Consider the following 23,744-nt stretch of genomic DNA (forward strand, 5'->3'; position numbering starts at 1 on the left):
TTATGAGTCCGTCGCTCTAACCAACTGAGCTACTCTGCTGCACGCGCGGCAGCAAGGCTGCCCCGGAACGCCGCCGATATAATGAGCGGGGATGGAGCCTGTCAAGGGCGCTGGATCGTTTTGGCGGCGAAGGCCGGAGAGCCGCGGAAACGGGCGCGGCCTCCCCCCGGCGGGGAGAGGCCTTTTCGCGATCCGGAGCGGTGTCCGCCTTGTGATCACCCTTCATGCGCAGCGCGCGGACACCGAATCTCTCGGGCGGAGCGCGGTCAGACGCCGGTCTTGCGGTGGATGTCCATCAGCAGGCGCTCGGTCTCGGCATCCTCGATCCGGTTGATCACGCGGCTGGATTCCTCGGCGTCGCGCAGGGTCTTGGTGATGGTGATCGAGGTGTGGACCAGCATGATCGCGGCCATGGCGTAAAAACCCTTGGCGGCGAAGCTCGCCTCCATGAACCAGATGCCGCCCGCCATCATCGCGCAGGCGACGGCGAACGAGAACATGGTGAAGGTCTTCCAGGCGCCGGAGTCCTTGGGCTTGTAGGCGGCGGTGGTCATCGGAATGTTCCTTTTGAAAGGTGTCGGGTTGGATTGGCGACAGGCGTTGGGTCAGGACAACTCAGTCGGGCGTGCCGGCGCGGGCCTGAGGCGGGCGAGCACGTCGTCGGCGGTGGTGCGGACGGGCTTGCCGCATCCGGCGTCGGCCAGCCGCTGGCGCAGGGCCTCGGGGTCGCCGCTGGTCTCGAGGTCGGCAAGCGCCGCGTCGAAGGCGGCCATGCGGCCCTGGCGGGCGCGCAGCCTTGCCAGCGTCTCCTCGGCGTCCTTCAGGGTCGAGAGGCCGCCGGCATCGGCCACCGTGATCCGGCGGGTGCGGTCGACGGCGGCGGCGAGATGCATGCCGCGGTGGAGGTCGCGCAGGCGGGCCTCGCCGTCGCGGGCGGCGCGCTTCAGCCGGTCGAGTTCGGCGGCGGAGCGGGCGAGCGCGTCGGCGGCCTCGTCGCGCTCGGTCTCCAGCCGGGCGATGGTCTCGGCCGCCTCGCGGGCGAGATCGGTCGCGCCTTGTCGAGGGCGGCGATGGTGCGGGCTTCCAGATCGGCGATGCCGGCGAGAAGGCGCTTCTGGCGGTCCTCGTCCTCGCCGTGGCGTGCGGCGGCCATGGCGATGGCCTTGCGGGCGCGGCGAGCGCGGCGGCGCCGTCGCGGATCTGCTGGCGCAGGATCGGCAGGGCGTTGCCGTCCACCACCTGCTCCGCCGCCTCGTGCGCCCGGCCGCGGATGAGCGCGGAAATCTGCTTGAACATTGGCTGCTCCCCTTCGTGTGAACGTTGTTCACAAAACGGACGATAGCAGACTCCGAACGGTGTTCAAGCGTAAAATGAACGTCGTTCATTTTTGTGACAGGGATGGTTACCGGACTGGAACGGGGCGGCCGGGCGGCATTTGCCAGCCTCACCCTTCGAGGGCGATGGCGTGGAAGAAGCTTCCCGAGACGTTGCCCCGCACGCTCCCATCCGGGGCCGGCGGCCCGCCATGGGCGTCGCGCACCATCGCCAGCGGCGCGTCGCCGCCGCGGGTGAGGATCGAGGCATAGTGGAATTCATGGCCGTTGAGGCAGGTGCCGGCCGGGCCAAGCGGACCGCCGGCGAGGATCTCGGCACGGCGATAGCCGAGGTGCATCCGGCGCCTCGCAAAGCTGGTCTCGAGGTCGAGCAGCCCGGCCATGGCGTGGGCGGCGCCGTCGGCGTCGACGAGGCTGCGGCCGAGCACCATGTAGCCGCCGCACTCGCCGTGCACCGGCCGCGTCTGCGCAAAGCGGCGCAGGCCGCCGAGGAAGGTGGCCGCAGATGCAAGTCGTCCCGCGTGGAGTTCCGGGTAGCCGCCGGGCAGCCAGCAGGCGTCGCAATCGTCCGGCGGGGCCTCGTCGCCGAGCGGCGAGAAGGGCACGATCTCGGCGCCGGCCGCCCGCCAGCCGGCGAGCAGATGCGGATAGGCAAAGGAGAAGGCGGCATCGCGGGCCAGCGCGATCCGCCGGCCGGGCGGCGGCACCGGCACGGCGGCCACCGCATCTTCGGAGGCAGGGCCGGGCCGGGCGGCGGCGCGTATGGCGGCCAGATCGCAGTGCGCGCGCACGAAGGCGGCCATGGCGTCGAGGCGGGTGTCGAGATCGGCCGATTCGCCGGCCTGCACGAGGCCGAGATGTCGTTCGGGCAGGGCGAGCGATGTGTCGCGCGGCAGGGCGCCGAACACGGGACTGCCGAGCGCCTCGATGGCGGTGCGCGCAAGGCGGATGTGGCGTTCCGAGCCGGTGCGGTTCAGCACCACGCCGGCCAGCGTCAGACGCGGATCGTAGGTCGCCGCGCCCTTGACGATGGCGGCGGCCGACTGCGACTGGCCGGAGACGTCCAGCACCAGCAGCACCGGCAGGCCGAGGGCGGCAGCAATGTCGGCCGAGGCGCCACTGCGGCCGGGGGCCGCCGGCACGCCGTCGAACAGGCCCATCAGCGCCTCGCCGATCACGAGATCGGCGCCGGCGGTCGCGGTATGGGCCAGCCCCCGCACAAGGTCCGGCGTCATGGCCCAGCCGTCGAGGTTGACGCTGTCGCGCCCGGTGGCGGCGGCGTGGAAGGCGGGGTCGATATAGTCGGGGCCGCATTTGAACGGCGCGACGGTCAGTCCGTCGGCGGCAAACGCGCGCATCAGCCCGAGCGAGAGCGTGGTCTTGCCGCTGCCGGACTTCAGCGCCGCGATCACGAAACCGGGGACGGTCACGAGACGTCTCCGCTCGGGCTGGCCGGGCCGTCGTCGCCGGCGCGGCGGTCGCGGCCGCGGAAGCGGCGCTGGTAGTCCGGATCATAAAGGGCGCTCGCTGCAAAATCGCTGGCGCCCAGCGCCGGGCCGACGAGGATCAGCGCCGTGCGCTCGATCGGGTCGGCGGCAACCAGCCCGGCGATGGTGGCGAGCGTGCCGCGCAGCAGCCGCTCGTCGGGCCAGGAGGCGCGGTAGGCGATCGCGACCGGGCAGTCCGGACCGTAGAAGGGCAGGAGCTCGGCAACGACCCGGTCGATCGCGTGGATCGAGAGATGCACCGCCAGCGTCGCGCCGGTGGCGGCAAAGGCCGCCAGCGTCTCGCGTTCGGGCATCGCCGAGGCACGGCCGGAGGTGCGGGTCAGCACCAGCGACTGGGCCACCCCCGGCAGGGTCAGCTCCTGGCGCAGCAGGGCGGCGGCGGCGGCGAACGACGGCACGCCCGGGGTCACGTCATAGGGGATGCCGAGGGCGTCGAGGCGGCGCAGCTGCTCGCCCATGGCGCTCCACACCGACAGGCGCCCGAATGCAGGCGGGCGACATCCTCGCCCCGCGCATGGGCGCGCGCGAATTCGGCGACGATCTCGTCCAGCGACAGCGGCGCGGTGTCGATGATCCGCGCGTCCGGCGGGCAGTGCGCCAGCAGGGCCTGCGGCACCAGCGAGCCGGCGTAGAGGCAGACGGGGGAGGCGGCGAGAAGATCGCGGCCGCGCAGGGTGATGAGGTCGGCGGCGCCGGGGCCGGCGCCGATGAAATGCACCGTCACGACGGGCCGCCGATCGCGATGGCGCAGGTGACGCCGTTTTCCGACAGGCGCGGCAGGACGAGGCGCGCGCCGGGGCCGGCACCCGCCAGCGCCGCGCATTCGGCCACCGACGGCACGCCGAACAGGGCAATCACCCGCTCCGAGCTTGTGACCGCGCGCTCGGAGACAGCCTGAAGATCGGCTTCCGGCAGGTGGACGAGGGCGAGGCCCAGCACGGCGGCTGCCTGCGCCAGCGCGATCTCGGCGAGTTTCGCTCGTGTGGTGAACAGCGCGGCCGGGGTTGCGGCGTGTTCCGGGGCGAGCCGGGCGATCGCCGTCTCCACCAGCGCGACCACGGCCTCCGGCGCGATGCCCGAGCGGCAGCCTATGCCGATCGCAAGGCGCTGATCGGTGCCGGAGGAGTCAGTCATGCGGTTTCTCCCAGGTCCAGCGCAGCACCGCCATTGCCGGGCGCAGGGCGGTGAAGCCGCCGACCGGCCCGGCATGGGCGACGGCGATCTGGACGAGATCGCCGCCGTGGCGACGGTAGCACACGGTCAGGAAGCTCTGGGTCTCCAGCGTCACGGCGTTGACCACCAGCCGGCCGCCGGGCTTCAAGGCGGCCATTGCCGCCTCGACCACCGCCGGCGCGCCGCCGCCGACGAAGATCGCGTCCGGCGCCTCCAGCCCCTCGAGGGCGGCCGGAGCCGCGCCGTGGACGACCTGGAGATCCGGCACGCCGAGGGAGAGCGCATTGGCGCGGATCCGGTCGCAGCGCGCCGCCTCGCGCTCGATGGCGACGGCGGCAAGGCTCGGGTCGGCGAGCATCCACTCGATCGCGACCGAGCCGGAGCCGGCGCCGACATCCCACAGTCGCTCGCCCCGGCGAGGGCTGAGGGCCGCCAGCGTTGCCGCGCGCACGTCGCGCTTGGTGATCTGGCCGTCGTTGTCGAAGAGATCGTCGGGCAGGCCGGAGGTGAAGGGCAGCACGGCCGCGCCCGGGCCGGCGACCACCTCGACGGCGACCGTGTTGAGTGCATCGACCTCGCCGAGATCGAAGGCCGCGGCGGCAGCGCTGCGCACCTGCTCCTTCGGCCCGCCCATCCGTTCAAGCACAGTGATCCGGCTTTCGCCGAAGCCGCGGGCGACGAGGTCGGCGGCAAGCTTCTGCGGGGTCGTGCCGTCCCAGGACAGCGCGAGGATACGGGCGCCCGGATGGAGATGCGGGCGGATCTTCTCGAGCGCCCGGCCATGCAGCGACACGCGCACCGCGTCCTGCCCGCTCCAGCCGAGCCGGTTGGCAGCAAGGCCGTAGGCCGAGGGCGCGGGGATCGAGAGGATTTCCGACGGATCGATCTGCTGGACCAGAAGTGTGCCGACTCCGTGGAAGAAGGGGTCCCCGGAGGCGAGCACCACCACGCGCCGGCCGCGCTTTTCCCAGATGCGCGGGAAGGCGCGGGTGAGCGGTGAGGGCCAGGGCGTGGTCTCGGCCTTCGTCTCGCCGAGCAGCGCCAGATGCCGCCCGCCGCCGAAGACGAACTCGGCGGCTTCCAGCGCGGCGCGGGCGGCGGGCGAAAGGCCCTCGACGCCGTCCTCGCCGATGCGACGAGGGTGAGCCAGCGGCCGGGCGCTGCGGCGGGTGCGTCGGTCATGGGGCCTCCGGCACGGAACGGGGGGTGAGCAGCAGCGGCCGACCGCCGGGACCGGCGACGATCCGGGTCAGCGACGAGCCGATGACGACGAGGGTCGACATGTCGGCCAGACCGGGGTCGGCGGCGGCAAGGGTGGTGATCACGATCGCCTCGTCGGGCCGTCCGACTGCGCGGGCGAAGGCGACGGGCGTCTCGTCGTGCTTCAGCGACCGCAGCAGGGCGAAGGCATCGTGGATGCGGGTCGGCCGCGCCTTCGAGGCGGGATTGTAGAAGGCCATCACGAAGTCGCCGGTGGCCGCGGCCGTGAGGCGGCGCTCGACGACGGCCCAGGGTTTCAGGTTGTCGGACAGGGAGATGGCGCAGAAATCACCGCCGAGTGGGGCGCCGAGCCGGGCGGCGGCGGCCTGCATGGCGGAAATGCCGGGCAGCACCTCGAAGACATAGTCCGCCGGCTGCGGATCGGCCTCGATCGCCTCGACCACGGCCGCGGCCATGGCGAAGACCCCGGGATCGCCGCCGGAGACGACGGCGACGCGGCGGCCGGCGCGGGCGAGCGCGATCGCGTGCCGGGCGCGGTCGAGTTCCACCCGGTTGTCGCTGGCGTGGCGGACCTGACCCGGCCGCTCCGGGCAGCGGGCGACATAGGGGAGGTAGCCGACGAGATCATCGGCGGCGGTCACCGTTTCGGCCGCTTCGGGCGTCAGCCAGTGATCCGGGCCGGGGCCGAGCCCGACGACGGCGAGATGGCCGGTCTGCGGGGCGTTCACGGGCGGCGGCCCTCGCCGGGCACGAGCACCATCGAGAAATAGGGCGCCTCGTCATCGGCCTTCAGCGCCAGCGGGATCACGCATTCGCCGGCCATGGTGCCGCGCTCCACGTAGATGGCGCGGTCGATCAGCCCGGCCGCGGTGAGGGCGGCGCGCACCTTCGGCAGGTTCTTGCCGAGCTTCATGATCACGGCGGCGTCGGTGGCGGCGAGGCGGCGGGCGAGGCTCTCGCCGTCGAGCGTGCCGGGCAGCACGGTGAGCACGTCGTCGCCCCAGGTCATCGGCCGGCCGGCGGCGGCAAAGCAGCCGGACATGCCGGAGACGCCGGCGGTGATCGACACCTGGTAGCGGCCCTTTAGGCGCTCGAACAGGTGCATGAACGAGCCGTAGAACATCGGGTCGCCCTCGCAGATCAGCGCCACGTCCTGTCCGGCATCGAGCTTCTCGGCAATGCGCAGGGCGCTCTCCTCGTAGAAGCCGGCCAGGGCGGACACATAGGCGGTCTCGGCGAAGTGGATCTCGGTGGTGACCGGATAGAGCAGCGGCAGTTCCTCCGTGCCCTCCTTCACCCAGGGATCGACGATCGCCCGGGCGTTGCCGCGCCGGCCGGCCTTGGCGAAATAGGCGATCACCGGCGAGGAGCGGATCATCCGCACCGCGCGGATCGTCATCAGTTCCGGGTCGCCCGGGCCGAGGCCGACGCCGTGCAGCGTGCCGACCGCGACGCCGGTGCGGCGCTCCTTCTCGAGGAGGGGGGAGAGGGGGTCCAGCATCGTCTTACTCCCGGGCGGAGGCCAGCGCGTTGACGGCTGCCGCCGCCATGGCACTGCCGCCCTTGCGGCCACGCACGATCAGGTAGGGGACGCGGCCGTCGTCGGCGATCGCGTCCTTGGATTCGGCCGCGCCGACGAAGCCGACCGGCATGCCGATCACGGCGGCCGGCAGCGGGGCGCCCGCGTCCAGCATCTCCATCAGCCGGAACAGGGCGGTCGGCGCGTTGCCGATGGCAACAATGCTGCCGGCGAGATGCTCGCGCCAGAGTTCCATCGCCGCGGCGGTGCGGGTGGTGCCGAGATCGGCGGCGAGGCCCGGCACGCGGGGGTCGTCGAGGGTGCAGATCACCGCGTTTCCGGCGGGAAGGCGCGCGCGGGTGACGCCGCGCGACACCATCGTGGCGTCGCAGAGGATCGGCGCGCCGGCCTTCAAGGCAGCTTCGGCCGCGGCGGCGGCGCCGGGGGCAAAGTCGAGATCGGCGGCGACCTCGACCATGCCGCAGGCGTGGATGATCCGCACGGCCACCCGCTCCTCCACCGCATCGAAACGGGCAAGGTCCGCCTCCGAGCGGATGATCGCGAAGGAGCGCTGGTAGATGGCGGCGCCGTCACGCTCGTAGGTGTCGCGGGTCACGCGGTGGTCGAGGGGGACGGGCGGGGCGGCGGTCATCGCGGGTCTTCCGGTCGGCCCGCCAGGACGGCAAGCAGCGTTTCGACCTCGTCGATAGCAAGGCCGCGCCGCGACGGCAAATCGCCGGCGGTGCCATCAGTGACAAGGTCGAAGGCGCCGCCGCGTCCGACGAGGGTGAGGGCGCTCGGCTCCGGGTGGGCACAGCCCTTGACGCAGCCGGAAATGTGGAGGGCGGGGCCGGCCTCGCTGCCGGCAAGCCGGGCGGCCAGCGGGGCGAGCCGGGCGGCGGCGGTCCGGGTCTCGATCTCGCCCGAGGAGCAGGCCGGCGCGCCGGGGCAGGCTTCGACGGCGAGCCGGTCGTCGTCCGCCGCGACGATCAGTCCCGCCGCGGCAAAGGCTTTGAGCGCGGCCGGGTCGGCGCCGGGCAGGACCAGCGAACGCCAGGGCGTGAGGCGCAGGCCGCCGGGGGCATGGCGGGCGATGAGGGCGAGGTGACGGGCCTCGAGCCGGCCGAAGGGGGCGCCGACGCCGAGGAAGCCGTCGCAGAGGCCGAGATGCGGGCTTGCGGCGCGCGGCGGTGCCGGCGGCATGTCCGGAGTGTCGAGGCCGGCAGCAGCGGCAATGCGCGCGGCGCCGAGCGCCTTGACCAGCCCGGCCATCCGGCGCGGGGCGGGCGTAACGGTCCCACGCAGCGCCAGGAAGGCACGGGCCAGTGCCAGCGCTGTGCTCACCGCCTCGCCTTCGGGGACGAGGGCGACGGGCGCCGCCGTGCGGCAGTCGGTGGCAAGGGCGATCCGCACGCGCGGTCCGTCCGGCGTCATCAGCCCTTCGAGGCGGATGTCGGCGAGGACGGCCTCAAGGGAGAGCCGTCCGCCGTCGTCGACCAGAAAGCCGAACTTGCCGGGCAGGGCGTGAAGGTCGCGAGCCGCGCGCAGGCCCGCGTCGAGGGCGGTGACGAGGGCGTGGCCGTCGAGGATCGCAGCCGGGTCGTGGCCTGCGAGCGGCGGGGCGATGACGTTGCGCACGGCTTCCGCGTCGGGATCGTCGTCGAGCAGGCCGAGGTCGGCCAGCGCGGCGTGGAGGGCCGGCAGGGCGTCCTCGGTGATGCCGCGCAGCTGCAGGTTGGCGCGGGCGCTGAGGTCGGCAAGGCCGTTGCCGTGGCGCAGGGACAGTTCGGCGAGGGCGGCGAAGGTCGCCGCGTCATAGCGCCCGCCGGTCGCGCGCAGGCGCAGCACGAGGCCGTCGCCGCTCATCATCGGCCGCAGCGCGCCGGGGCACCAGCCTTTCACGCGGGAAGGGAGAACGGGAAGGCCGGCGCTCATGCGGCCTGCTCCATCAGTTCGGCAAGGCCGGCGGCCACCGAATTGCGCCGCGAGATCCACAGTCCGCGTCGCAATGCTTCTGAAAAGCTCCATGCCGCCGCGCGCGTGGCGGCGGGGTTGGCCTCGACCATGAAGGTCCGCACGGCGTCGTCGCCGAGCGTCGCGTCGAACAGCTGATCGAATTGCCGGTCGCCGACCTCGCCGGAGGTCGCGGCCATGGCCAGGAGGTTGCCGATCGTCTCGGCGATCTCGGCGGCGCCGCGGTGGCCATGGCGCATCTGGCCGGCCAGCCAGCGCGGATTGCTGGCCCGGCCGCGCACGACGCGGGCGATTTCCTCGCCGAGCGTGCGCACCTTCGCCTCGCCGCCGCGGGTCGCATCGACGTGGTAGAGCGCGGGGCGGTTGCCCGTCAGGGCGGCGGCGGCGGCAAAGCCGCCCTCGTGCTCGGCGAAGGCGCCGGCGTCGAGCAGGTCCTGGCCGGCGAGATCCTGCACGTGGACGAAGGCATCGGCGCCGGCCACCCGGGCGGCCAATGCTTCGGGCGCAGCCGCGCCGTCCTGTCCCGCCCCGTAGGCGTGGGCGCTCGCGCTAAGGTAATGCCGGCCGAAGTCGGCATGATCGGTCCACGCGCCGGTGACGACCTTGTGGGCAAGGCCGATGCCATAGGCGCCCGGCGCGGCGCCGAAGATGCGCGCCTCGCCCCGGGCCTCGATCAGCGGATTCTCGTCCGGACCCTCCTCGGTTCGCGCGGCGATCCGCGACACCGCGTCGTCGAACAGGGCGATCTGGGTCTCGAACACGTCGCGGAACAGGCCGGAGATGCGCAGGGTCACGTCGATGCGCGGCCGACCGAGGGCGGCCAGCGTCAGGATCTCGGTGCCGGAGACGCGGGCGCTTGTCGTGTCCCAGACGGGCCGCGCGCCGATCAGCGCCAGCGCCTGCGCGAAGTCGTCGCCGCCGGTGCGCATGGTCGCGCTGCCCCAGAGGTCGAGCACGATCCGGCGCGGCCAGTCGCCGTGGTCCTGGAGATAGCGGGCGATCACCTCGTCGGCGGTGCGCCGGCCGAGCTCCCAGGCGGTGCGGGTCGGCACCTGGCGCGGATCGACGGTGTAGAGGTTGCGGCCCGTCGGCAGCACGTCGAGCCGGCCGCGGGTCGGTGCGCCGGCCGGGCCGGGGGCCACGAAGCGTCCGTCGAGGGCGGCAAGGAGGCCATGGCGCTCGGCGTCGGCCGAGGCGCCGAGAGCGGTCCTCACGTGGTCGCGGTCGGCGCCGGCCGCCCCGCAGATCGCGTCGAGCGTGCCGTCCGACAGATGCGGCGCGGGCGCGCGGCCGTAGACATGCAGGCCGTCGCCGATCCGCATGTCCTTGACGTCGCAGATCCACGCGTCGAGCCGGGCGAGAGATTCCTCGCGGGACAGGTCGGCGCTCAGGCCGCAGTCGTCGGCAAGGCCGCTGTCGCGCGCCTTGTCGAGGATGGCGTCGGCAAGCCGCCCGGCCCGCCGGCCGTCGAGGGTCTGCGCGCCGGCAAATTCGTCGAGCAGGGTCTCGATCTCGGCGGTCGCGCCATGGGTGCCGGCCGTCGTCAGCGGCGGCGTCAGGTGGCCAAGGGTGAGGGCGCCGATCCGGCGCTTCGCCTGCGCGGCCTCGCCGGGGTTGTTGACGATGAAGGGATAGACCACCGGCAGGGCGCCGGCGAGCACGCGCGGCACGCAGGTGGCCGACAGCGCGATCGCCTTGCCCGGCAACCATTCCAGCGTGCCGTGGGTGCCGAGGTGGATCATCGCGTCGACTTTGAGCGCGTGGCGGAGCCAGAGGTAGAAGGCGACGTAGCCGTGGCGCGGCGCAAGGTTCGGATCGTGATAGTCGCCGGCCCGGTCGGTGCGGCTGCCGCGGTCCGGCTGGACGGCGACGGCAAGGTTGCCGGCGCGCAGCACCGCAAGACGGAAGGCACCGTCCCGCACCGCCGGATCGGCCTCCGGCGGCCCCCAGGCTGCTTCGACGGCGGCGGCAAAATCGCGCGGCAGCCGGGCGAAGAGGTCGCGGTAGGCGGCCAGCGGCAGCTCGGCGACGGCCTCGCCGTCTTCCAGCTGGCGCATGACGACCGCCGGATCGGGCAGGGCGGGCACGTCGTAGCCGGCGGCGGCCAGATCGGCGGCAATAGTGGAAATGCTGGCGGGGCCGTCGAGGCCGACCGCATAGGCGGTGCGGCCGCTTGGCCGGATAGTCGGAGAGGACGAGGGCGAGCTTGCGCGCGGCGCGCGGCGTTCCGGCAAGGCGCACCCAGGCGGCGGCCAGGTCGGCGGCATGGGCGACCGCGTCCGGCTCCGGCCGGTGGACGATCCGGGCAAATTCGAGGGTTTCGGCGCGCTGGTCCTCGGCCTTGAACGAGATCGCGCCGACGCCGATCCGGCCGTCGACCTCGGGCAGGACGACATTCATCGCGAAATCCGCCGGGCCGAGGCCGCGGCTGCCGGTTTCCCACGACTCGCGGAAGGTGGTGGCGAGCGCCGCCTGCAGCACCGGCACGCCGGCGCGGTCGAGCACGGTGCCCTCGTCGCCGAGCCGGGCCGAGAAGGCGGTGGTGTTGAGGATGACCGCGGGCGGGTGGTCGGCGAGCCGGCGCTTGAAGTCGGCGACGACCGCCGGGTCCTTGAGGCTGCTGACGAAGACCGCCTCGACGGCAAGCCCACGTGCGGCAAGGGCGTCGGCAAGGGCCATGATCGGCGCGGCGTCGGCGGCAAAGAGCAGGGAGCGGTAGAAGACGACGAGGGCGCGGGGCGCGCCCGGGGCAGCCGCGCGGCAGGCCTGCTCCCAGCGGCCGGAGGCGGGCACGGCGACGGGATCGGCCCAGTCGGCGGGCCGGCCGAGGCGTGAGACGACCCAGCCCAGCAGCGCGGCGGCATTGTCCGGTCCGCCGTTGCGCAGCCACGCGCCGATGCGGGCGAGGTCGGCGGGGGGAAGCGTCGAGGCGGCGTCGAGGCGCGGGTCGTCCATGTAGTCGCCGGGCACGACGGCGAGATCGAAGCCGTGGCGGCGGGCGGCGGCGGCCAGTTCGTCGATGCCGTAGCGCCAGTAGTCGAGGCCGCCCAGGCAGCGCACCAGCACCAGCCGGGCGTGGCTTGCGACCTTCTCCACATAGAGGTCGACCGAATAGGGATGGCGCAGGTCGGCGAGGCGGGCGAGCCGCAGCGTCGGCGCCGCGGCGCCAAGGCCGGCGTGGGCGGCAGCGACCAGCGCCAGGTCCGAATCGGAAAAGGACAGCACCACCACGTCGGCCGGGCTCTGGCCGAGGTCGACCGCCTGGACGGTGTCGTCCAGCGATCGGATGTCCTCGGCCAGAATGTGCATCGGGCAACTCCCGGTTACGCGGCGCGGGCCGCAAGGCCGGCAAGCGAGGCCTCGATCGCGGCGCGGTCGATGCCCTTCTCGCCGATCACGACGACGCGGCTGGTCCGGGACTCGCCGGCGCGCCAAGGCCGGTCGAACTGGTGGCGGAAGCGGGCGCCGACGCCTTGCACCAGCAGGCGCATCGGCTTGCCGCGCACCTCGACGAAGCCCTTGATCCGCAGGATGTCATGGGCCTCGGCCAGGTTGGCCAGCGCGTCGACCAGCGCCTGCGGATCGTCCGTGGCCGGAATGGTCACCGCGAAGCTGTCGAAGTCGTCGTGGTCATGGCCCTCCTCGGCGTCATGGTGCGAGGGGCGGTTGGCGAGATCGTCCTCGGCGGCGGCCGAGAGGCCGAGCAGGATCTCGGGCGCGATCCGGCCTTCGCTCGCCTCCACCACCTTCACCGCGCGCGGGATCGCCGCGGCGATCTCCTCGCCGACCCGGATCAGCTCGTTGGTGGACATCAGGTCCGCCTTGTTGAGGATCACGAGGTCGGCGCAGAGCAGCTGGTCCTCGTAGACCTCCTCCAGCGGGTTGTCGTGATCGACGCTGTCGTCGGCGGCGCGCTGGGCGGCCACCGCCTCCGGATCGTCGGCAAAGCGGCCGGCGGCCACGGCCGCGCCGTCGACCACGGCGATGACGCCGTCCACGGTCAGTCGCGCCCGCACCGGCGGCCAGTCGAAGGCCTTCACCAGCGGCTTGGGCAGGGCGAGGCCGCTGGTCTCGACGATGATGTGCTCCGGCGGCCGGGGGTTGGCGAGCAGCGCCTCGATCGCCGGGATGAAGTCGTCGGCGACGGTGCAGCACAGGCAGCCGTTGGCGAGTTCGACGATGTTTTCCTCCGGGCAGCTCTCGATGCCGCAGCTTCTCAGGATCTCGCCGTCGACGCCGACATCGCCGAACTCGTTGACGATCAGCGCGAGGCGGCGGCCGCCGGCATTCTCGAGGATGTTGCGGATCAGCGTCGTCTTGCCGGCGCCGAGGAAGCCGGTGACGATGGTGACGGGGATCCGGGACAGGGGGGTGCTTGCAAAGCTGGTCATGAACTCACGGCCTCTTTCTGCCGGATGATCGGGGTCGGCCGCCGGTCCAGCGGCGGCACGCGGGCGACGACGCCCTTGCGAAAGGTCTGCGGGCGCGTGCGCCAGGGCACGACGCCATCGGGCGCGGCGAGATAGGCGCGGGCCATCAGTTCCACGTCGGCGGCATGGTCGCCGGCGTCGAGGTCGGCGACGACATAGGTCCAGCGTCCGGGGCCGGCGAGCGCGACCGTGCAGGGCCGCTTGCAGACCGACAGGCATTCGACGGCCGTGACGGCGATGGCCGGGGTGTCGGCAAGGCGCGCCGCCATCTCGGACAGCAGGCCCTCGCCCGGCCGCTCGCAGACTTCGCTGCCGGGCCCGCCGATCTCGCGCCGCAGGTGGTGCAGACGAGCAGGGCGATGCCATCCGGCGTCGCCTGCGCGTCATCTCCGCCGTTGCCGCAGGCCGTCACGCCGGCAGGCCTTCGCGGGCGTCGCCGCGCTGCCAGAACCAGCCGGCGGCCGCCGCGATCAGCAGCCACATGGCGGCCGCAAGGCCAAGCGAGACGGACGCGAACTGCGCGGCGATCTCGGCGGGAACCGCGCTCTCGAATTCGTTCGGATGCGGCGCGCCGATGACATGCGGGGCGACGATCAGGGCAAGGCCGGCCGACTTCGCCACGATCTCCGGGCGCCGGCCCAGCAGGAACAGCCCGGCGGCGGTGGCCGCCACGGTGCCGAACCACCACAGCTGGCGGGCCTCCAGCGCCGCGGCGCTGGCGCCGGGAAGCTCGGGGGCAAGGCCGATCGCGGGGGCGAGATTCACGGCGATGAAGGCAGAAAGGCCCCAGCCGAGGGCGCTGCGGGTCGTCACCTTGCCGTCGGCGGCGACCATCACGGCGGTGAGCATCAGTGCGAAGCCGATCGAGGTGGCAATCGTCGCCAGCGACGTGACGAGAGTGCGCTCGAGACCGTCGGCCGGCATCCAGGCGTCGGAATCGTGCTGGTGACCGCTGGCGGCGTGATCGTCGGTGCCGGCGTCGGCCAGGGCTGCGGCCGGCGCGGCGTGGTCGTGACCGGAGGCCGCCATGTCCGGATGATCATGGCCAGCATGGTCATGCGCGGCAGGAGCCGCGGCGGCCGGGGCTTCGCCGGCGCCTTCAAAGGCCTCGGCGGCGATGATCAGCCGGCTGGTGGTGACTTCCTGAAGGACGGCGACGGCCGATCCGGCGACGAGGCCGGCGAGGAGGCCGACGGCGAGAATGCGGTTGAGCATGGGCAGATCCGTTCCTGAACGACGGTTGAGCGACGGCAACGCGCCCGGAAGATCCGGCCGCGCGCGGGTCGTGCGGTGACGTCATGGGGCCGTCGGGGCGGCCGCTCACGGGGTCAGTGGCAGGGGAAGCTCAGCGCGTGGCGCGTGTCGTGGGCGGCGTTGTGCAGCACGTCCGCACCGGCAAATCCGGTGGTGAAGACGAGGGCGCCGCCGATCAGGAAGGCGAGGGCGCAGGCAACGAGCGCGCCCTGGCGGGCGTTCGAACGGGAAGCAATGGTCGACGTGGTCATCTTATTACTCCAGGGCCGCCCCACCGGCGGCAGGTGTGGATCGCGTGATCGACGGCAGGTCTCCTGGCTCACGGTCCCCCTCGCCGCCTTCCCGGATGGCTCCAGTGGCATTTGCGCTCGGGGTGGAAGCCCGTCCCGGAAGGGGCGGTCTTCGATCGCTTACAGTTGCGGGGGCAGCCACGGTTTCGCACCGTGTTCCCTTTTCACCCCGAGGATCCGGGGCACCGTCACGCCGACCATAGTCTTCGCCGCGCCGCCACGCAATCGCGGGCGGCATGCGGCTGCGCAATGTCGCAGTCCGGCGTCGCTTCGCGGCACTCGGGGAGATGCGCGTTGACAGGGGGCGCTGCCCCGCCGATGACTCTCGTCCCGAGACCTGAGGCGAGGCGAGCATGGAAAAGTCCATCGAGACGGTGGCCGGCGATCTTCCGGGCGTGACCTACAGTTTCGCGGTCTATCGCTTCGCGGGCGAGGGCAGCGGGCCGTCCGCCTATCTCCAGGCGGCGCTGCATGCGGGGGAACTGCCCGGCACGGCGGCGCTGCACGCGCTGATGCCGATGCTGCGACAGGCCGAAGCCGAGGGCCGGATCGCGGGGCGGATCACCGTGGTGCCGACCGCCAATCCGGTCGCCGGGCGCAGAGCGTGTTCTCGGAGGTGCAGGGCCGCTTCCATGTCGGCACCCGTACCAACTTCAACCGCGACTTTCCGCTGCTGGACCGGCCCGACCCGGCCTTGCTGCCCGGTGACGACGCAGCCGTGACCGCCGACGTGCGGCTGAAGGCGCGGCTGCTCGGCCTGTCGCTTGGCCACGAGATCGTGCTCGATCTCCACTGCGACGACGAGGGACTGTCCTATTTCTACGTGCCGGCGCCGCTGTGGCCGGGGGCACGCGATCTGGCGGCGGCCCTTGGCGCCAAGGCCGTGATCGTCTGGGGCGACGGCAGCGACGCCGCCTTCGAGGAGGCGGCGGTCTACCCGTATCTGCAGATGCCGGCGGACGAAGCCCGGCTTGCCGACCGCGTGGTCGCGACGCTGGAATTCCGGGGGCAGGCCGACGTGTCGCCGGTGTTTGCGCAGGCCGATGCCGCGGGGCTCTACCGATTCCTCGTCGCGCGCGGCGTGATCCGGGCGACCGGCGACGAGGCGGCGCTGCCGGACTGGTACGGACGGGCGGCGCAGATCGACCATGTGGAGATGATCCGCGCGCCGGAGGCCGGCCTCGTCTTCTATCATGTGGAGCCCGGCGACCGGGTGGAGGAAGGCGACCGGCTCGCCACCGTCGTGCCGATGCCGGGCGAGCCGGAGCGGGACGTCGACGTTCTTGCCCCGCAGGACGGCCTGATTCTCACCCGGCGCATGCACCGCCAGAGCCGCAAGGGCGAAGATCTCCTGAAGCTGATCGGCGGACGGCGGGCAACCGGCGCCCGGCCCGGCACGCTGGAAGAATGACCGCAGCGCAGCGCGCGGTCAGGCCGTCTTCCAGCGCAACGACAGGCAGGTGAGGCCGGCGTCGAGCTTCCTCACCTCCTCGGCCGGAAGCTCGACGACCTCGTAGCCGGCCGCCCGCAGCATGGCCGCCGTCTTCGGAAAGCCGGCGGGGATCAGCACGTGGCCGTTGACGCGCAGGGCGTTGGCGGCGGGCTCCTCGCCCTCGGGCACCGTCAGCACCGCCCAGCCGGACAAGAGATGGGCGTCGGCGATCGGCCGGGTGGCGAGCAGGGTGGTCTCGTCCAGAAGGGTGCAGGCGGTCTTCAGATGCAGCACGCCCGCCGGCGGGCGGACGACACGGGCGCGGCGGCCGAGCCGTTCGAGGCAGCCGACGAGATCGGCGGCGCCGGTGGTGTCGGTGCGGGCCGACAGGCCGATCACCACTACCTCGGGCAGGACCAGCACGTCGCCGCCGTCGACCATGCCGGGCGCCGGCAGCGTCAGGACCGTGCCGAATCGTGCCTGAAGGTCGGGGACGAGCGCCTTGGCTTCACCGGCCCGCGACGGCGCGCCGGGGCGCAGCACGACGGCGCCTTCGGCAAAGACCAGCGCGGGGTCTTCGATGAACAGCGAATCGGGAAATCCCTCGAGCGGCGGCAGCACCTCGACCGCAACGCCCGCGGCTTCCAGCGCGGCCACATAGGCCGCATGCTCGCGCTCGAGCCCGGGCACGTCCGGGCTGCCGCGGTCGACCGCACGAAGGCCCATCGACGCGGTGCGCGCCGGCCGGCGGACCAGGGCCCGGTCGAACTCGAAGACCTTCGCCATCCACACCTCGCCCGTCGCGTCCGCTCCGGATCGTCGTCAGTCGATCCTAGTCCATTCGCAATGCCTTCGGGTATGCGCGCCGGGCGTGCGGGGTCACGAGAGGGCACCGGTGTGTGTTTCGAGTGACACCGCCACCTCCAGCGCCAGGGCCACCAGTGGCGGCATCGGCTCGCGGCCGATGGCGACGATGCCGACCTCATGCTCCAGCACCGGCTCGGTCAGCGGCACGGCGCGGATGCGCGCCATCGACAGGGTGCGCGCCACATATTCCGGCATCACCGCCGCAAGGCCGCTCTCGCGCACGCTGGCGCAGAGGTTGATCAGCGAGTTGGTCTCCACATGCGGCCGCGGCGTGGCGCCGACGCTGGCAAAGGCGCGGTCGACGATCCGCCGGTTCTGCATGTCCGGCGTCAGCAGCGCCAGCGGATGCAGACCGACCTCCGCCCAGGTCACCGCGCTGCGCCCGGCCAGCGGATGGTCGTCGCGCACGAACAGGGCATAGCGCTCGCGGTAGAGCGGCCGCATGGTGAAGCCGGCGACGGATTCGTTGTCGAGATAGGTGATGCCGGCGTCGATCTGGAAGGCGTCGAGCTGGCGCAGGATGTCGGAGGACGGGGCCGAGAGCACCGTGGCGTCGATGTTGGGATGGGCGGCGCGGATCGCGCTCACCAGCGTGGCGGCCACCGGCAGGGCGGAGGGAATGACGCCGATGGTCAGGCGCCCGGCGACGGAGTTGCGCCGGTCGCGCATCATCGCGATCTCCTGGTTGAGCGCCGACCAGTTGTCGAGGATCACCCGCGCCCACTTCAGCACGCGCTCGCCCTCCTCGGTGAAGCCGTGGAAGCGCTGGCCGCGCTCGACGATGGCGACATCGAGTTCCGTCTCGAGTTGGCGGATGCGTTCGGACAGTGTCGGCTGCGTCACCTCGCAGCTCTGGGCGGCGCGGGTGAAATGCCGCTCGCGGGCGAGCGCCACGAGATACTGCATCTGGCGGATGTCCATGGCGCGTTCCGTCCCCTGATTTTATTGGTCGCAGTATAGGTCCGGCAGGGCCGGCGCGAGAAGCGGCTGGCCCCGCGACAATATTTGCCACCCCGACGAAGATGTTCCGTCCCTCCCGCGCTTGACCTTTCCCGGCCGATCGCGCACCAACCGGTCATGTTCGCATCATGCCGGGCGGGACTCATCGACCGGCGGAAAAGAGGAAACGCCATGACCGCCACGATCATCGACGGCAAGAAGGTCGCCAACGACCTGCACGAGGAAATCCGCGCCAAGGCGGAAAAGCTCACCGCCTCGCACGGCGTCGTGCCGGGTCTCGCGGTGATCCTCGTCGGCGAGGACCCGGCCAGCGCGGTCTACGTGCGCAACAAGGTGCTCGCGACGGCCGCCTGCGGCATCAAGTCCTTCGAGTTCAAGCTGCCGGCTGAGACCTCGGAGGCCGAAGTGCTCGGCCTCGTCGAGAAGCTCAACGCCGATCCGGAGGTGCACGGCATCCTCGTCCAGCTGCCGCTGCCCAAGCAGATCGACAGCGACAAGGTGCTCGGCCTGATCGACCCGAAGAAGGACGCCGACGGCTTCCATCCGGTCAACGTCGGCCTGCTCTCCGTCGGCCTGCCGGGCTTCGTCCCCTGCACCCCGCGCGGCTCGGCGATCCTGATCGAGAAGGTGCTGCCGGATCTTTCCGGCAAGACCGCCGTGGTCGTCGGCCGCTCCAACATCGTCGGCAAGCCGATGATCCAGCTCCTGCTGCAGAAGAATGCCACCGTCACCTGCGCCCACTCGCGCACCGCCGACCTGCCGGCGGTCTGCCGCACGGCGGACGTGCTGGTCGCGGCCGTCGGCCGGCCGGAGATGATCAAGGGCGACTGGATCAAGCCGGGCGCGATCGTGATCGACGTCGGCATCAACCGCGTGCTGAAGCCGGACGGCAAGGGCAAGCTGGTCGGCGACGTGGCCTTCGACGAGGCCAAGGAAGTGGCCGGCGCGATCACCCCGGTTCCCGGCGGCGTCGGCCCGATGACCATCGCCTGCCTGATGCTCAACACGCTGGATTCGGCCTACCGCAGCGTCGGCGCCGAGATCTGAGCGACAGATCGCCCGTTGCCCTGCGTCGCCGCCGGCGCTAACACGATGGCAGTGCAATGCGAAGCGGCCTTGGGGTTCCCGGGCCGCTTCTCCTTTATGAAGAGGCGACGGACATGACGGACATCTGGTTCAGGACGGGCGAGGCGACGGTACTCGCTTCCGAGGGGCAGGTCACGGACGCGATGCCGGAGGTGCTGATCGGCTCGGTGAAGGGGCCGGCCGGGCAGGCCTTCGCGTCGATGATGGGCCAGGTGGTCGGGCACACGCGCATGTATGTGGTGCGCGACCTCAACCAGATGGTCCGCCCCGCGACGATGATGACCACCAAGGCCACCATCACCAACGAGACCTACGTCAACCTGCTGGGCGGCGTGGTCCAGGCGGCGATCGGCGATGCCATCCTCGACTGCGTGATCGAGGGCATCCTGCCGAAGGACGAGGTCGACGATCTGTGCATGATCGTGATGATCTGGCTCGACCCGCGCGTCTCCGAGCGCGACGATCTCGACCAGGCCGAGCTCTACCGCAACAATTACGAGGCGATGAAGCTGGCCGTCAGCCGCGCGATGAAGGGCGAGCCGACGATCGACGAGCTGATCGCCAACCGCAAGAGCGTCAAGCATTACGCGCTGGACGGCATCGTCGAGTATTGATCGTTTGACCCTCGGGCAATGACAAAAGGAAACGGCGGACCGATTGCCCGGTCCGCCGTTTTTCATGTCGCCAGCGTGTCCGCTGTCAGACGTGCATCAGCGGGCGGCGCCTTCAACGGCGTTGCCGGTGTCGCGCATGTCCTGGCCGACGCCGCGGACCGTCTTGTCGCAGGCGGCGACGCCCAGACCGAACACGACGACGGCGGCGGCGGCGATGATCTTCGAAGTACGCATCAGGTCAGCTCCCAGAGATTGTTCACCTTCCGAAAACGCCAGCCTCGCCCGCCTGTTCCATCGCCGCGGAGGAATCTTCCGCGCGAAAACTCAGCGGGCCGCGTCCTGGACCGCCTGGCCGGTGTCGCGCATGTCACCGCCGATGCCGCGGATGGTCTTGTCGCAGGCGGAAAGGCCGAGGCCGAAAGCGAGAATGAGAGCGGTCGCAAGCAGCTTGGAAGACATCGTCGATCCCCATCAGGTGACGCCCCGGCCCCGAATCGCCTTGGCAGGAGCTTAGAGGAGGAATTTTAAAGCGCCTTCCGGCGCCGAAGTCATCCACCTGCCGCGCCGAGGTGCCGGAGGATGCCCTGGGCAGCCGCGCGGCCCGTGGCAAGGCAGGCGGTCAGGAGATAGCCGCCGGTCGGCGCGTCCCAGTCGAGCATCTCCCCGGCGGCAAAGACGCCGGGCAGGGCGTTCAGCATCCCATTCGCGTCCAGTGCCGAGAGCGCGATGCCGCCCGCGCTGCTGATGGCTTCCTCGATCGGGCGGGGGCGCAGGATGGGCAGCGGCAGGGCCTTGATCGCTTCCGCAAGCCGGACCGGATCGCCGAAGACGGCCGGGTCGGCGCATTCGCGCAGCAGCGCCGCCTTCACGCCGGCAATGCCGGCCCGCTTGCGCAACTGGCTCGCCATCGACGCCTTGCCGCGCGGCGCGGACAGTTCGGCGGCCAGCCGCTCGGCGCTGCGCCCCGGGGCAAGATCGAGGGTGACGACGGCCGGGACGCCCAGCGCCAGCGCATCGCGGATGTCCCGCCCCAGCGTGTAGGCGGCGCTGCCCTCGATGCCGTGGCGGGTGACGACGAATTCGCCGTCGATGGTGGTGCCGCCGATCGACAGCCGCACGGGTTTCACCGGATGGCCGGCGAAGCGGTCGCGCAGATAGGGGCTCCAGTCGACATCGAAGCCGCAGTTGGAGGCGGTCAGCGGGCGGATTGCCACCCCCATGGACGACAGGATCGGCACCCAGGCGGCGTTGGAACCGAGGCGCGGCCAGCTGGCGCCGCCAAGGGCGAGCAGCGTTGCCCGCGCGGAGATGACGACATCGCCGCCCGGCGTGTCGAAGGTCAGGCGGCCATTCCCGTCGAACCCCGTCCAGCGGTGGCGGGTGCGGATCTCTACGCCGCGCTCGCCGAGGCGGCGCAGCCAGGCGCGCAGCAGCGGCGAGGCCTTCATCGCCACCGGAAACACCCGGCCGGAGCTGCCGGCAAAGGTCGGCACACCGAGATCCTCGGCCCATGCCCGCACCGCGTCGGGGCCGAACGCCTCGAGCGCTGGCAGCAGATGCGGCGCCGCCTCGCGGTAGCGGGCGACGAAGGCGTCGACATCTTCGGTGTGGGTGAGGTTGAGTCCGCCCTTGCCGGCGAGCAGCAGCTTGCGGCCGACGCTCGGCATGGCCTCGAACACGGTGACGGCAAGGCCGCGCGCCGACAGCAGCTCCGCGGCCATCAGCCCGGCCGGGCCGGCGCCGACGATCGCGACATCGCAGTCATATGTGTCGGCCATGTCGTCCGCTCCCGTCATCGCGCGTCGTCGGCGGTCGCCGACCCGAGCCAGGCGGCGGCTTCCGCGACGCCGCTGCCGGATAGAGGGATGCCGAGAGCGACGAGCGCCGTCTCGATCACCCCCAGCGTGCCCATCACCGCGGCGGCGTTCACATGGCCCATGTGGCCGATCCGGAAGCCCTTGCCGCCGAGGTCGCCGATGCCGTTGGAGAGCACGAGGCCGTAGCGATCACGGCAGAAGGCGACAAAGCGCGCGCCCAGCGCCGGGTCGGCGACGCGCACCACCGTGACCGAATTGGCCCGGTGCGACGGCTCTTCGATGTTGAACTCGAGCGCGCCCGAGCGCGCCCAGACGGCGACGGCGCGGTGGGTGGCCTCGGCCAGCAGCGCGTGCCGGGCCTGCGCCGCGGCAAGGCCTTCCTCGTCCAGCAGCAGGTCGAGCGCGCGGCGGAAGGCGAACAGCAGATGCTCCGGCGGGGTGCCGCAGTATTTCATGTAGTGCTCGGGGCCGTCGCGGAAGGTCCAGTCCCAGTAGCGGGTGACGAGGTCGGCGCGCGGATGGGCCGCGATCGCCTTCGGACCGGCGGCGACGAGACCGAGACCGGGCGGCGTCATCAGTCCCTTCTGCGCGCCGCACATGGCGACGTCGACGCCGAGCGCGTCCATGGCGAAGGGCTCGATGCCGAGCGAGGCGACGGTGTCGACCATGAACAGGGCGGGATGGCCCGCGGCATCGATGGCGGCGCGGATCGCGGCGAGATCGTTGCGCACGCCGGACGCGGTGTCGACCTGCACGACCAGGACCGCCCTGATCTCGTGAGCCGTGTCGGCCTCAAGCCGCGCCTGCACGGCGGCCGGGTCGACGGCCTTGCGGAAATCCTGCGGCAGCACCTCGACGGCAAGGCCGATCGAGGACGCAGTCTCGCCCCAGCCGAGCGCGAATCGGCCGCTTTCCAGCACGAGCACCTTGTCACCGCGGCAGAGCACGTTGGTGAGGGCCGCTTCCCAGGCGCCATGGCCGTTGGCGGCATAGATGTACGGCCGGCCCGCCGTGCCGAACAAGCGCTTCAGGTCCGCAAGGCAGCGGTCGGTCATGTCGACGAGTTCGCCGGTGTAGATGTCGACGGCCGGCCGGTGCATGGCCTGCAGGACAACGTCGGGAATCGTCGTCGGGCCGGGAATCATCAGCAGTTCGCGGCCGTGGCGGAGCGTCATGGAATGAACCTTCGGGAAAGAACGGGTCTGGCGCACCGCGTCGTGGCGGTGCCCGGAAGGCTCTTTCCCTAGCATCGCGATCGCCTACACTCCAGTGCACGCGCGGTTGGGCACGTGCGGGGCGGTGGATCACCGCCTCAGGGACGCGAGGAGGCGGGGCCGGGAATGATCTATGTGACCGAGGCGATCCGGATCGACGAGAAGGAACTCATCGAGAGTTTCGTCACGTCGTCGGGGCCGGGCGGACAGAATGTCAACAAGGTGGCGAGCGCCGTGCAGCTCCGCTTCGACGTGGCCGCCAACTGGACGATTCCCTGGGACGTGAAGATGCGGCTGGCCCGGCTCGCCGGCCGGCGGATGACCAGCGAGGGCGTGCTGGTGATCCAGGCGCAGCGCTTCCGCGATCAGGCGCGCAACCGCGCCGACGCGCTGGAGCGTCTGGTCGGCCTGATCCGCGAGGCGGTCGAACCACCGAAACCCCGGATCGCCACCAAGCCGACCAAGGGCTCCGTGCGCCGCCGCCTTGCCGCCAAGTCGCATCGCTCCGACCTGAAGCGCAACCGGGCAGAGCCGGACGACGAGTGAGGCCGGCCGGAAGGGCGGTCGCAATGATCAGAGAGAAGGGGAGGGCGGATGATGCGTCTCGATGGCGGATGCGCGTGCGGCGAGATCCGCTTCGCGGTCGAGATCGGCCCGGAGGCCAAGACCGACTTCTGCCATTGCCGCGCCTGCCGCAAGGCCAGCGGCGCGCCGGTGACCGCCTGGCTGCAGGTCGCGCCGGGGGCGTTCCATCTTCGGGCGGGTCGGCCGCAGTCCCATGTGTCCTCGCCGCGCGGCCGGCGCTTCTTCTGCGGAACCTGCGGCAGCCCGCTCTACATGACCGATCCGGATGACATCTCCGTAGGGGTGATGGCCGGCGCGCTCGACGACCCGGGGAGCCTGCGTCCGTCGGGGCATGGATGGTGCCGCGAGGCACTCGCCTGGCTGAAGATCGACGACGGCCTTCCCCGCCACGAGGGAGACCCGCCGTGGGACGACGCCGGGGGCCTGAGCGCACCGTCTGAAGGGACCTGAAGAGGCCCATTTCGGG

The 23,744-nt window shown here is 71.8% G+C and carries 25 protein-coding genes, 3 pseudogenes and 1 riboswitch; of the genes and pseudogenes, 5 read left to right on the forward strand and 23 right to left on the reverse strand.

Features of this window, described 5'->3' with window-relative positions; translation table 11 throughout:
* Positions 1-266 precede the first annotated feature (266 nt).
* The 17 genes and pseudogenes from A6302_RS12555 to A6302_RS12625 form a co-directional block, all read right to left on the reverse strand.
* Entirely contained in the window at positions 267-554 is a 288-nt protein-coding gene (locus tag A6302_RS12555; protein WP_069307321.1) for a YiaA/YiaB family inner membrane protein, read from the reverse strand.
* Between the two features lie 51 nt (positions 555-605).
* A complete protein-coding gene (locus A6302_RS21360; protein ID WP_083255734.1) occupies positions 606-893 on the reverse strand; it encodes a hypothetical protein in 288 nt (95 codons plus the stop codon).
* A 50-nt stretch (positions 894-943) separates the two neighbouring features.
* Positions 944-1,153 carry a hypothetical protein gene (locus A6302_RS21365; RefSeq protein WP_083255735.1) on the reverse strand — a complete coding sequence of 70 codons (210 nt, stop codon included), beginning with the start codon at positions 1,151-1,153 and terminating at the stop codon, positions 944-946.
* 291 nt (positions 1,154-1,444) lie between these two features.
* Positions 1,445-2,764 carry a cobyrinic acid a,c-diamide synthase CobB gene (locus A6302_RS12565; RefSeq protein WP_069307322.1) on the reverse strand — a complete coding sequence of 440 codons (1,320 nt, stop codon included), beginning with the start codon at positions 2,762-2,764 and terminating at the stop codon, positions 1,445-1,447.
* A pseudogene (gene cobM / locus A6302_RS12570) lies at positions 2,761-3,566 on the reverse strand (precorrin-4 C(11)-methyltransferase). Before cobM ends, A6302_RS12565 begins: the two are co-directional and overlap by 4 nt.
* Positions 3,563-3,976 carry a cobalamin biosynthesis protein gene (locus A6302_RS12575; protein WP_069307323.1) on the reverse strand — a complete coding sequence of 138 codons (414 nt, stop codon included), beginning with the start codon at positions 3,974-3,976 and terminating at the stop codon, positions 3,563-3,565. The pseudogene cobM and the gene A6302_RS12575 overlap by 4 nt, the downstream one beginning before the upstream one ends.
* Positions 3,969-5,165: a precorrin-6y C5,15-methyltransferase (decarboxylating) subunit CbiE gene (cbiE, locus tag A6302_RS12580; RefSeq protein WP_342586269.1), complete on the reverse strand. Its 1,197-nt coding sequence runs from the start codon at positions 5,163-5,165 to the stop codon at positions 3,969-3,971. The genes A6302_RS12575 and cbiE overlap by 8 nt, the downstream gene beginning before the upstream one ends.
* A 28-nt stretch (positions 5,166-5,193) precedes the next feature.
* Positions 5,194-5,964, reverse strand: coding sequence for a precorrin-3B C(17)-methyltransferase (cobJ, locus tag A6302_RS12585; RefSeq protein WP_069307324.1), 771 nt, complete (start codon positions 5,962-5,964; stop codon positions 5,194-5,196).
* Positions 5,961-6,737 (reverse strand): precorrin-2 C(20)-methyltransferase, encoded by a 777-nt coding sequence (locus A6302_RS12590; protein ID WP_069307325.1) that lies wholly within the window; start codon positions 6,735-6,737, stop codon positions 5,961-5,963. The genes cobJ and A6302_RS12590 overlap by 4 nt, the downstream gene beginning before the upstream one ends.
* A 4-nt stretch (positions 6,738-6,741) precedes the next feature.
* Positions 6,742-7,407 carry a precorrin-8X methylmutase gene (locus A6302_RS12595; protein ID WP_069307326.1) on the reverse strand — a complete coding sequence of 222 codons (666 nt, stop codon included), beginning with the start codon at positions 7,405-7,407 and terminating at the stop codon, positions 6,742-6,744.
* The gene (gene cobG / locus A6302_RS12600; RefSeq protein WP_169833576.1) at positions 7,404-8,690 is read right to left on the reverse strand and encodes a precorrin-3B synthase; all 1,287 of its coding nucleotides are present in this window, start codon (positions 8,688-8,690) and stop codon (positions 7,404-7,406) included. Before cobG ends, A6302_RS12595 begins: the two co-directional genes overlap by 4 nt.
* Positions 8,687-9,943: a cobaltochelatase subunit CobN gene (locus tag A6302_RS25790; protein ID WP_342586270.1), complete on the reverse strand. Its 1,257-nt coding sequence runs from the start codon at positions 9,941-9,943 to the stop codon at positions 8,687-8,689. Before A6302_RS25790 ends, cobG begins: the two co-directional genes overlap by 4 nt.
* A 36-nt stretch (positions 9,944-9,979) precedes the next feature.
* Positions 9,980-12,038, reverse strand: a pseudogene (locus tag A6302_RS25795) (cobaltochelatase subunit CobN); the annotation flags it as partial.
* Between the two features lie 14 nt (positions 12,039-12,052).
* Positions 12,053-13,120: a cobalamin biosynthesis protein CobW gene (cobW, locus tag A6302_RS12610; RefSeq protein WP_069307328.1), complete on the reverse strand. Its 1,068-nt coding sequence runs from the start codon at positions 13,118-13,120 to the stop codon at positions 12,053-12,055.
* The gene (locus A6302_RS12615; protein ID WP_141703732.1) at positions 13,117-13,428 is read right to left on the reverse strand and encodes a DUF1636 domain-containing protein; all 312 of its coding nucleotides are present in this window, start codon (positions 13,426-13,428) and stop codon (positions 13,117-13,119) included. The genes cobW and A6302_RS12615 overlap by 4 nt, the downstream gene beginning before the upstream one ends.
* A gap of 139 nt (positions 13,429-13,567) precedes the next feature.
* Entirely contained in the window at positions 13,568-14,374 is an 807-nt protein-coding gene (locus A6302_RS12620) for a CbtA family protein (protein WP_069307329.1), read from the reverse strand.
* Positions 14,375-14,487: 113 nt separating this feature from the next.
* Positions 14,488-14,664, reverse strand: coding sequence for a CbtB domain-containing protein (locus A6302_RS12625; RefSeq protein ID WP_069307330.1), 177 nt, complete (start codon positions 14,662-14,664; stop codon positions 14,488-14,490).
* Between the two features lie 36 nt (positions 14,665-14,700).
* Positions 14,701-14,908: riboswitch (cobalamin riboswitch) on the reverse strand.
* Positions 14,909-15,056: 148 nt separating this feature from the next.
* Between A6302_RS12625 and A6302_RS12630 the strand changes: the two are divergent.
* Positions 15,057-16,114 (forward strand): annotated as a pseudogene (locus A6302_RS12630) (peptidase M14).
* A gap of 18 nt (positions 16,115-16,132) precedes the next feature.
* On the opposite strand, the gene A6302_RS12635 reads toward A6302_RS12630, so the two are convergent.
* Both A6302_RS12635 and A6302_RS12640 read right to left on the reverse strand, forming a co-directional pair.
* A complete protein-coding gene (locus A6302_RS12635; RefSeq protein ID WP_069307331.1) occupies positions 16,133-16,921 on the reverse strand; it encodes a dimethylarginine dimethylaminohydrolase family protein in 789 nt (262 codons plus the stop codon).
* Positions 16,922-17,014: 93 nt separating this feature from the next.
* A complete protein-coding gene (locus tag A6302_RS12640; RefSeq protein WP_069307332.1) occupies positions 17,015-17,923 on the reverse strand; it encodes a LysR family transcriptional regulator in 909 nt (302 codons plus the stop codon).
* Positions 17,924-18,133: 210 nt separating this feature from the next.
* On the opposite strand from A6302_RS12640, the gene folD reads away from it, so the two are divergent.
* Both folD and fae read left to right on the forward strand, forming a co-directional pair.
* Positions 18,134-19,009: a bifunctional methylenetetrahydrofolate dehydrogenase/methenyltetrahydrofolate cyclohydrolase FolD gene (folD, locus tag A6302_RS12645; protein ID WP_069307333.1), complete on the forward strand. Its 876-nt coding sequence runs from the start codon at positions 18,134-18,136 to the stop codon at positions 19,007-19,009.
* 113 nt (positions 19,010-19,122) lie between these two features.
* Entirely contained in the window at positions 19,123-19,662 is a 540-nt protein-coding gene (gene fae, locus A6302_RS12650; protein ID WP_069307334.1) for a formaldehyde-activating enzyme, read from the forward strand.
* A gap of 96 nt (positions 19,663-19,758) precedes the next feature.
* Here the strand turns inward: fae and A6302_RS12655 are convergent, their stop codons facing one another.
* The 4 genes from A6302_RS12655 to A6302_RS12665 all read right to left on the reverse strand — a co-directional run bounded on the left by A6302_RS12655 (position 19,759) and on the right by A6302_RS12665 (position 22,654).
* Complete coding sequence (locus A6302_RS12655) at positions 19,759-19,896, reverse strand: entericidin A/B family lipoprotein (protein ID WP_069307335.1); 138 nt, start codon at positions 19,894-19,896, stop codon at positions 19,759-19,761.
* A gap of 90 nt (positions 19,897-19,986) precedes the next feature.
* Complete coding sequence (locus A6302_RS22215) at positions 19,987-20,121, reverse strand: EncA/B family entericidin (RefSeq protein ID WP_141703734.1); 135 nt, start codon at positions 20,119-20,121, stop codon at positions 19,987-19,989.
* Positions 20,122-20,210: 89 nt separating this feature from the next.
* On the reverse strand, positions 20,211-21,440 hold the full coding sequence (locus tag A6302_RS12660; protein ID WP_069307338.1) for a TIGR03862 family flavoprotein: 1,230 nt from the start codon (positions 21,438-21,440) through the stop codon (positions 20,211-20,213).
* Positions 21,441-21,454: 14 nt separating this feature from the next.
* Positions 21,455-22,654 carry a pyridoxal-phosphate-dependent aminotransferase family protein gene (locus tag A6302_RS12665; RefSeq protein WP_069307336.1) on the reverse strand — a complete coding sequence of 400 codons (1,200 nt, stop codon included), beginning with the start codon at positions 22,652-22,654 and terminating at the stop codon, positions 21,455-21,457.
* A 165-nt stretch (positions 22,655-22,819) separates the two neighbouring features.
* Here A6302_RS12665 and arfB point away from each other — a divergent pair, with 165 nt between their 5' ends.
* Positions 22,820-23,239 (forward strand): alternative ribosome rescue aminoacyl-tRNA hydrolase ArfB, encoded by a 420-nt coding sequence (arfB, locus tag A6302_RS12670; protein ID WP_069307337.1) that lies wholly within the window; start codon positions 22,820-22,822, stop codon positions 23,237-23,239.
* A gap of 48 nt (positions 23,240-23,287) precedes the next feature.
* Positions 23,288-23,728, forward strand: a complete 441-nt coding sequence (locus A6302_RS12675) for a GFA family protein (protein WP_083255737.1) — start codon at positions 23,288-23,290, stop codon at positions 23,726-23,728.
* Positions 23,729-23,744: the final 16 nt, after the last annotated feature.

Source organism: Methylobrevis pamukkalensis (assembly GCF_001720135.1).
GTDB lineage: Bacteria > Pseudomonadota > Alphaproteobacteria > Rhizobiales > Pleomorphomonadaceae > Methylobrevis > Methylobrevis pamukkalensis.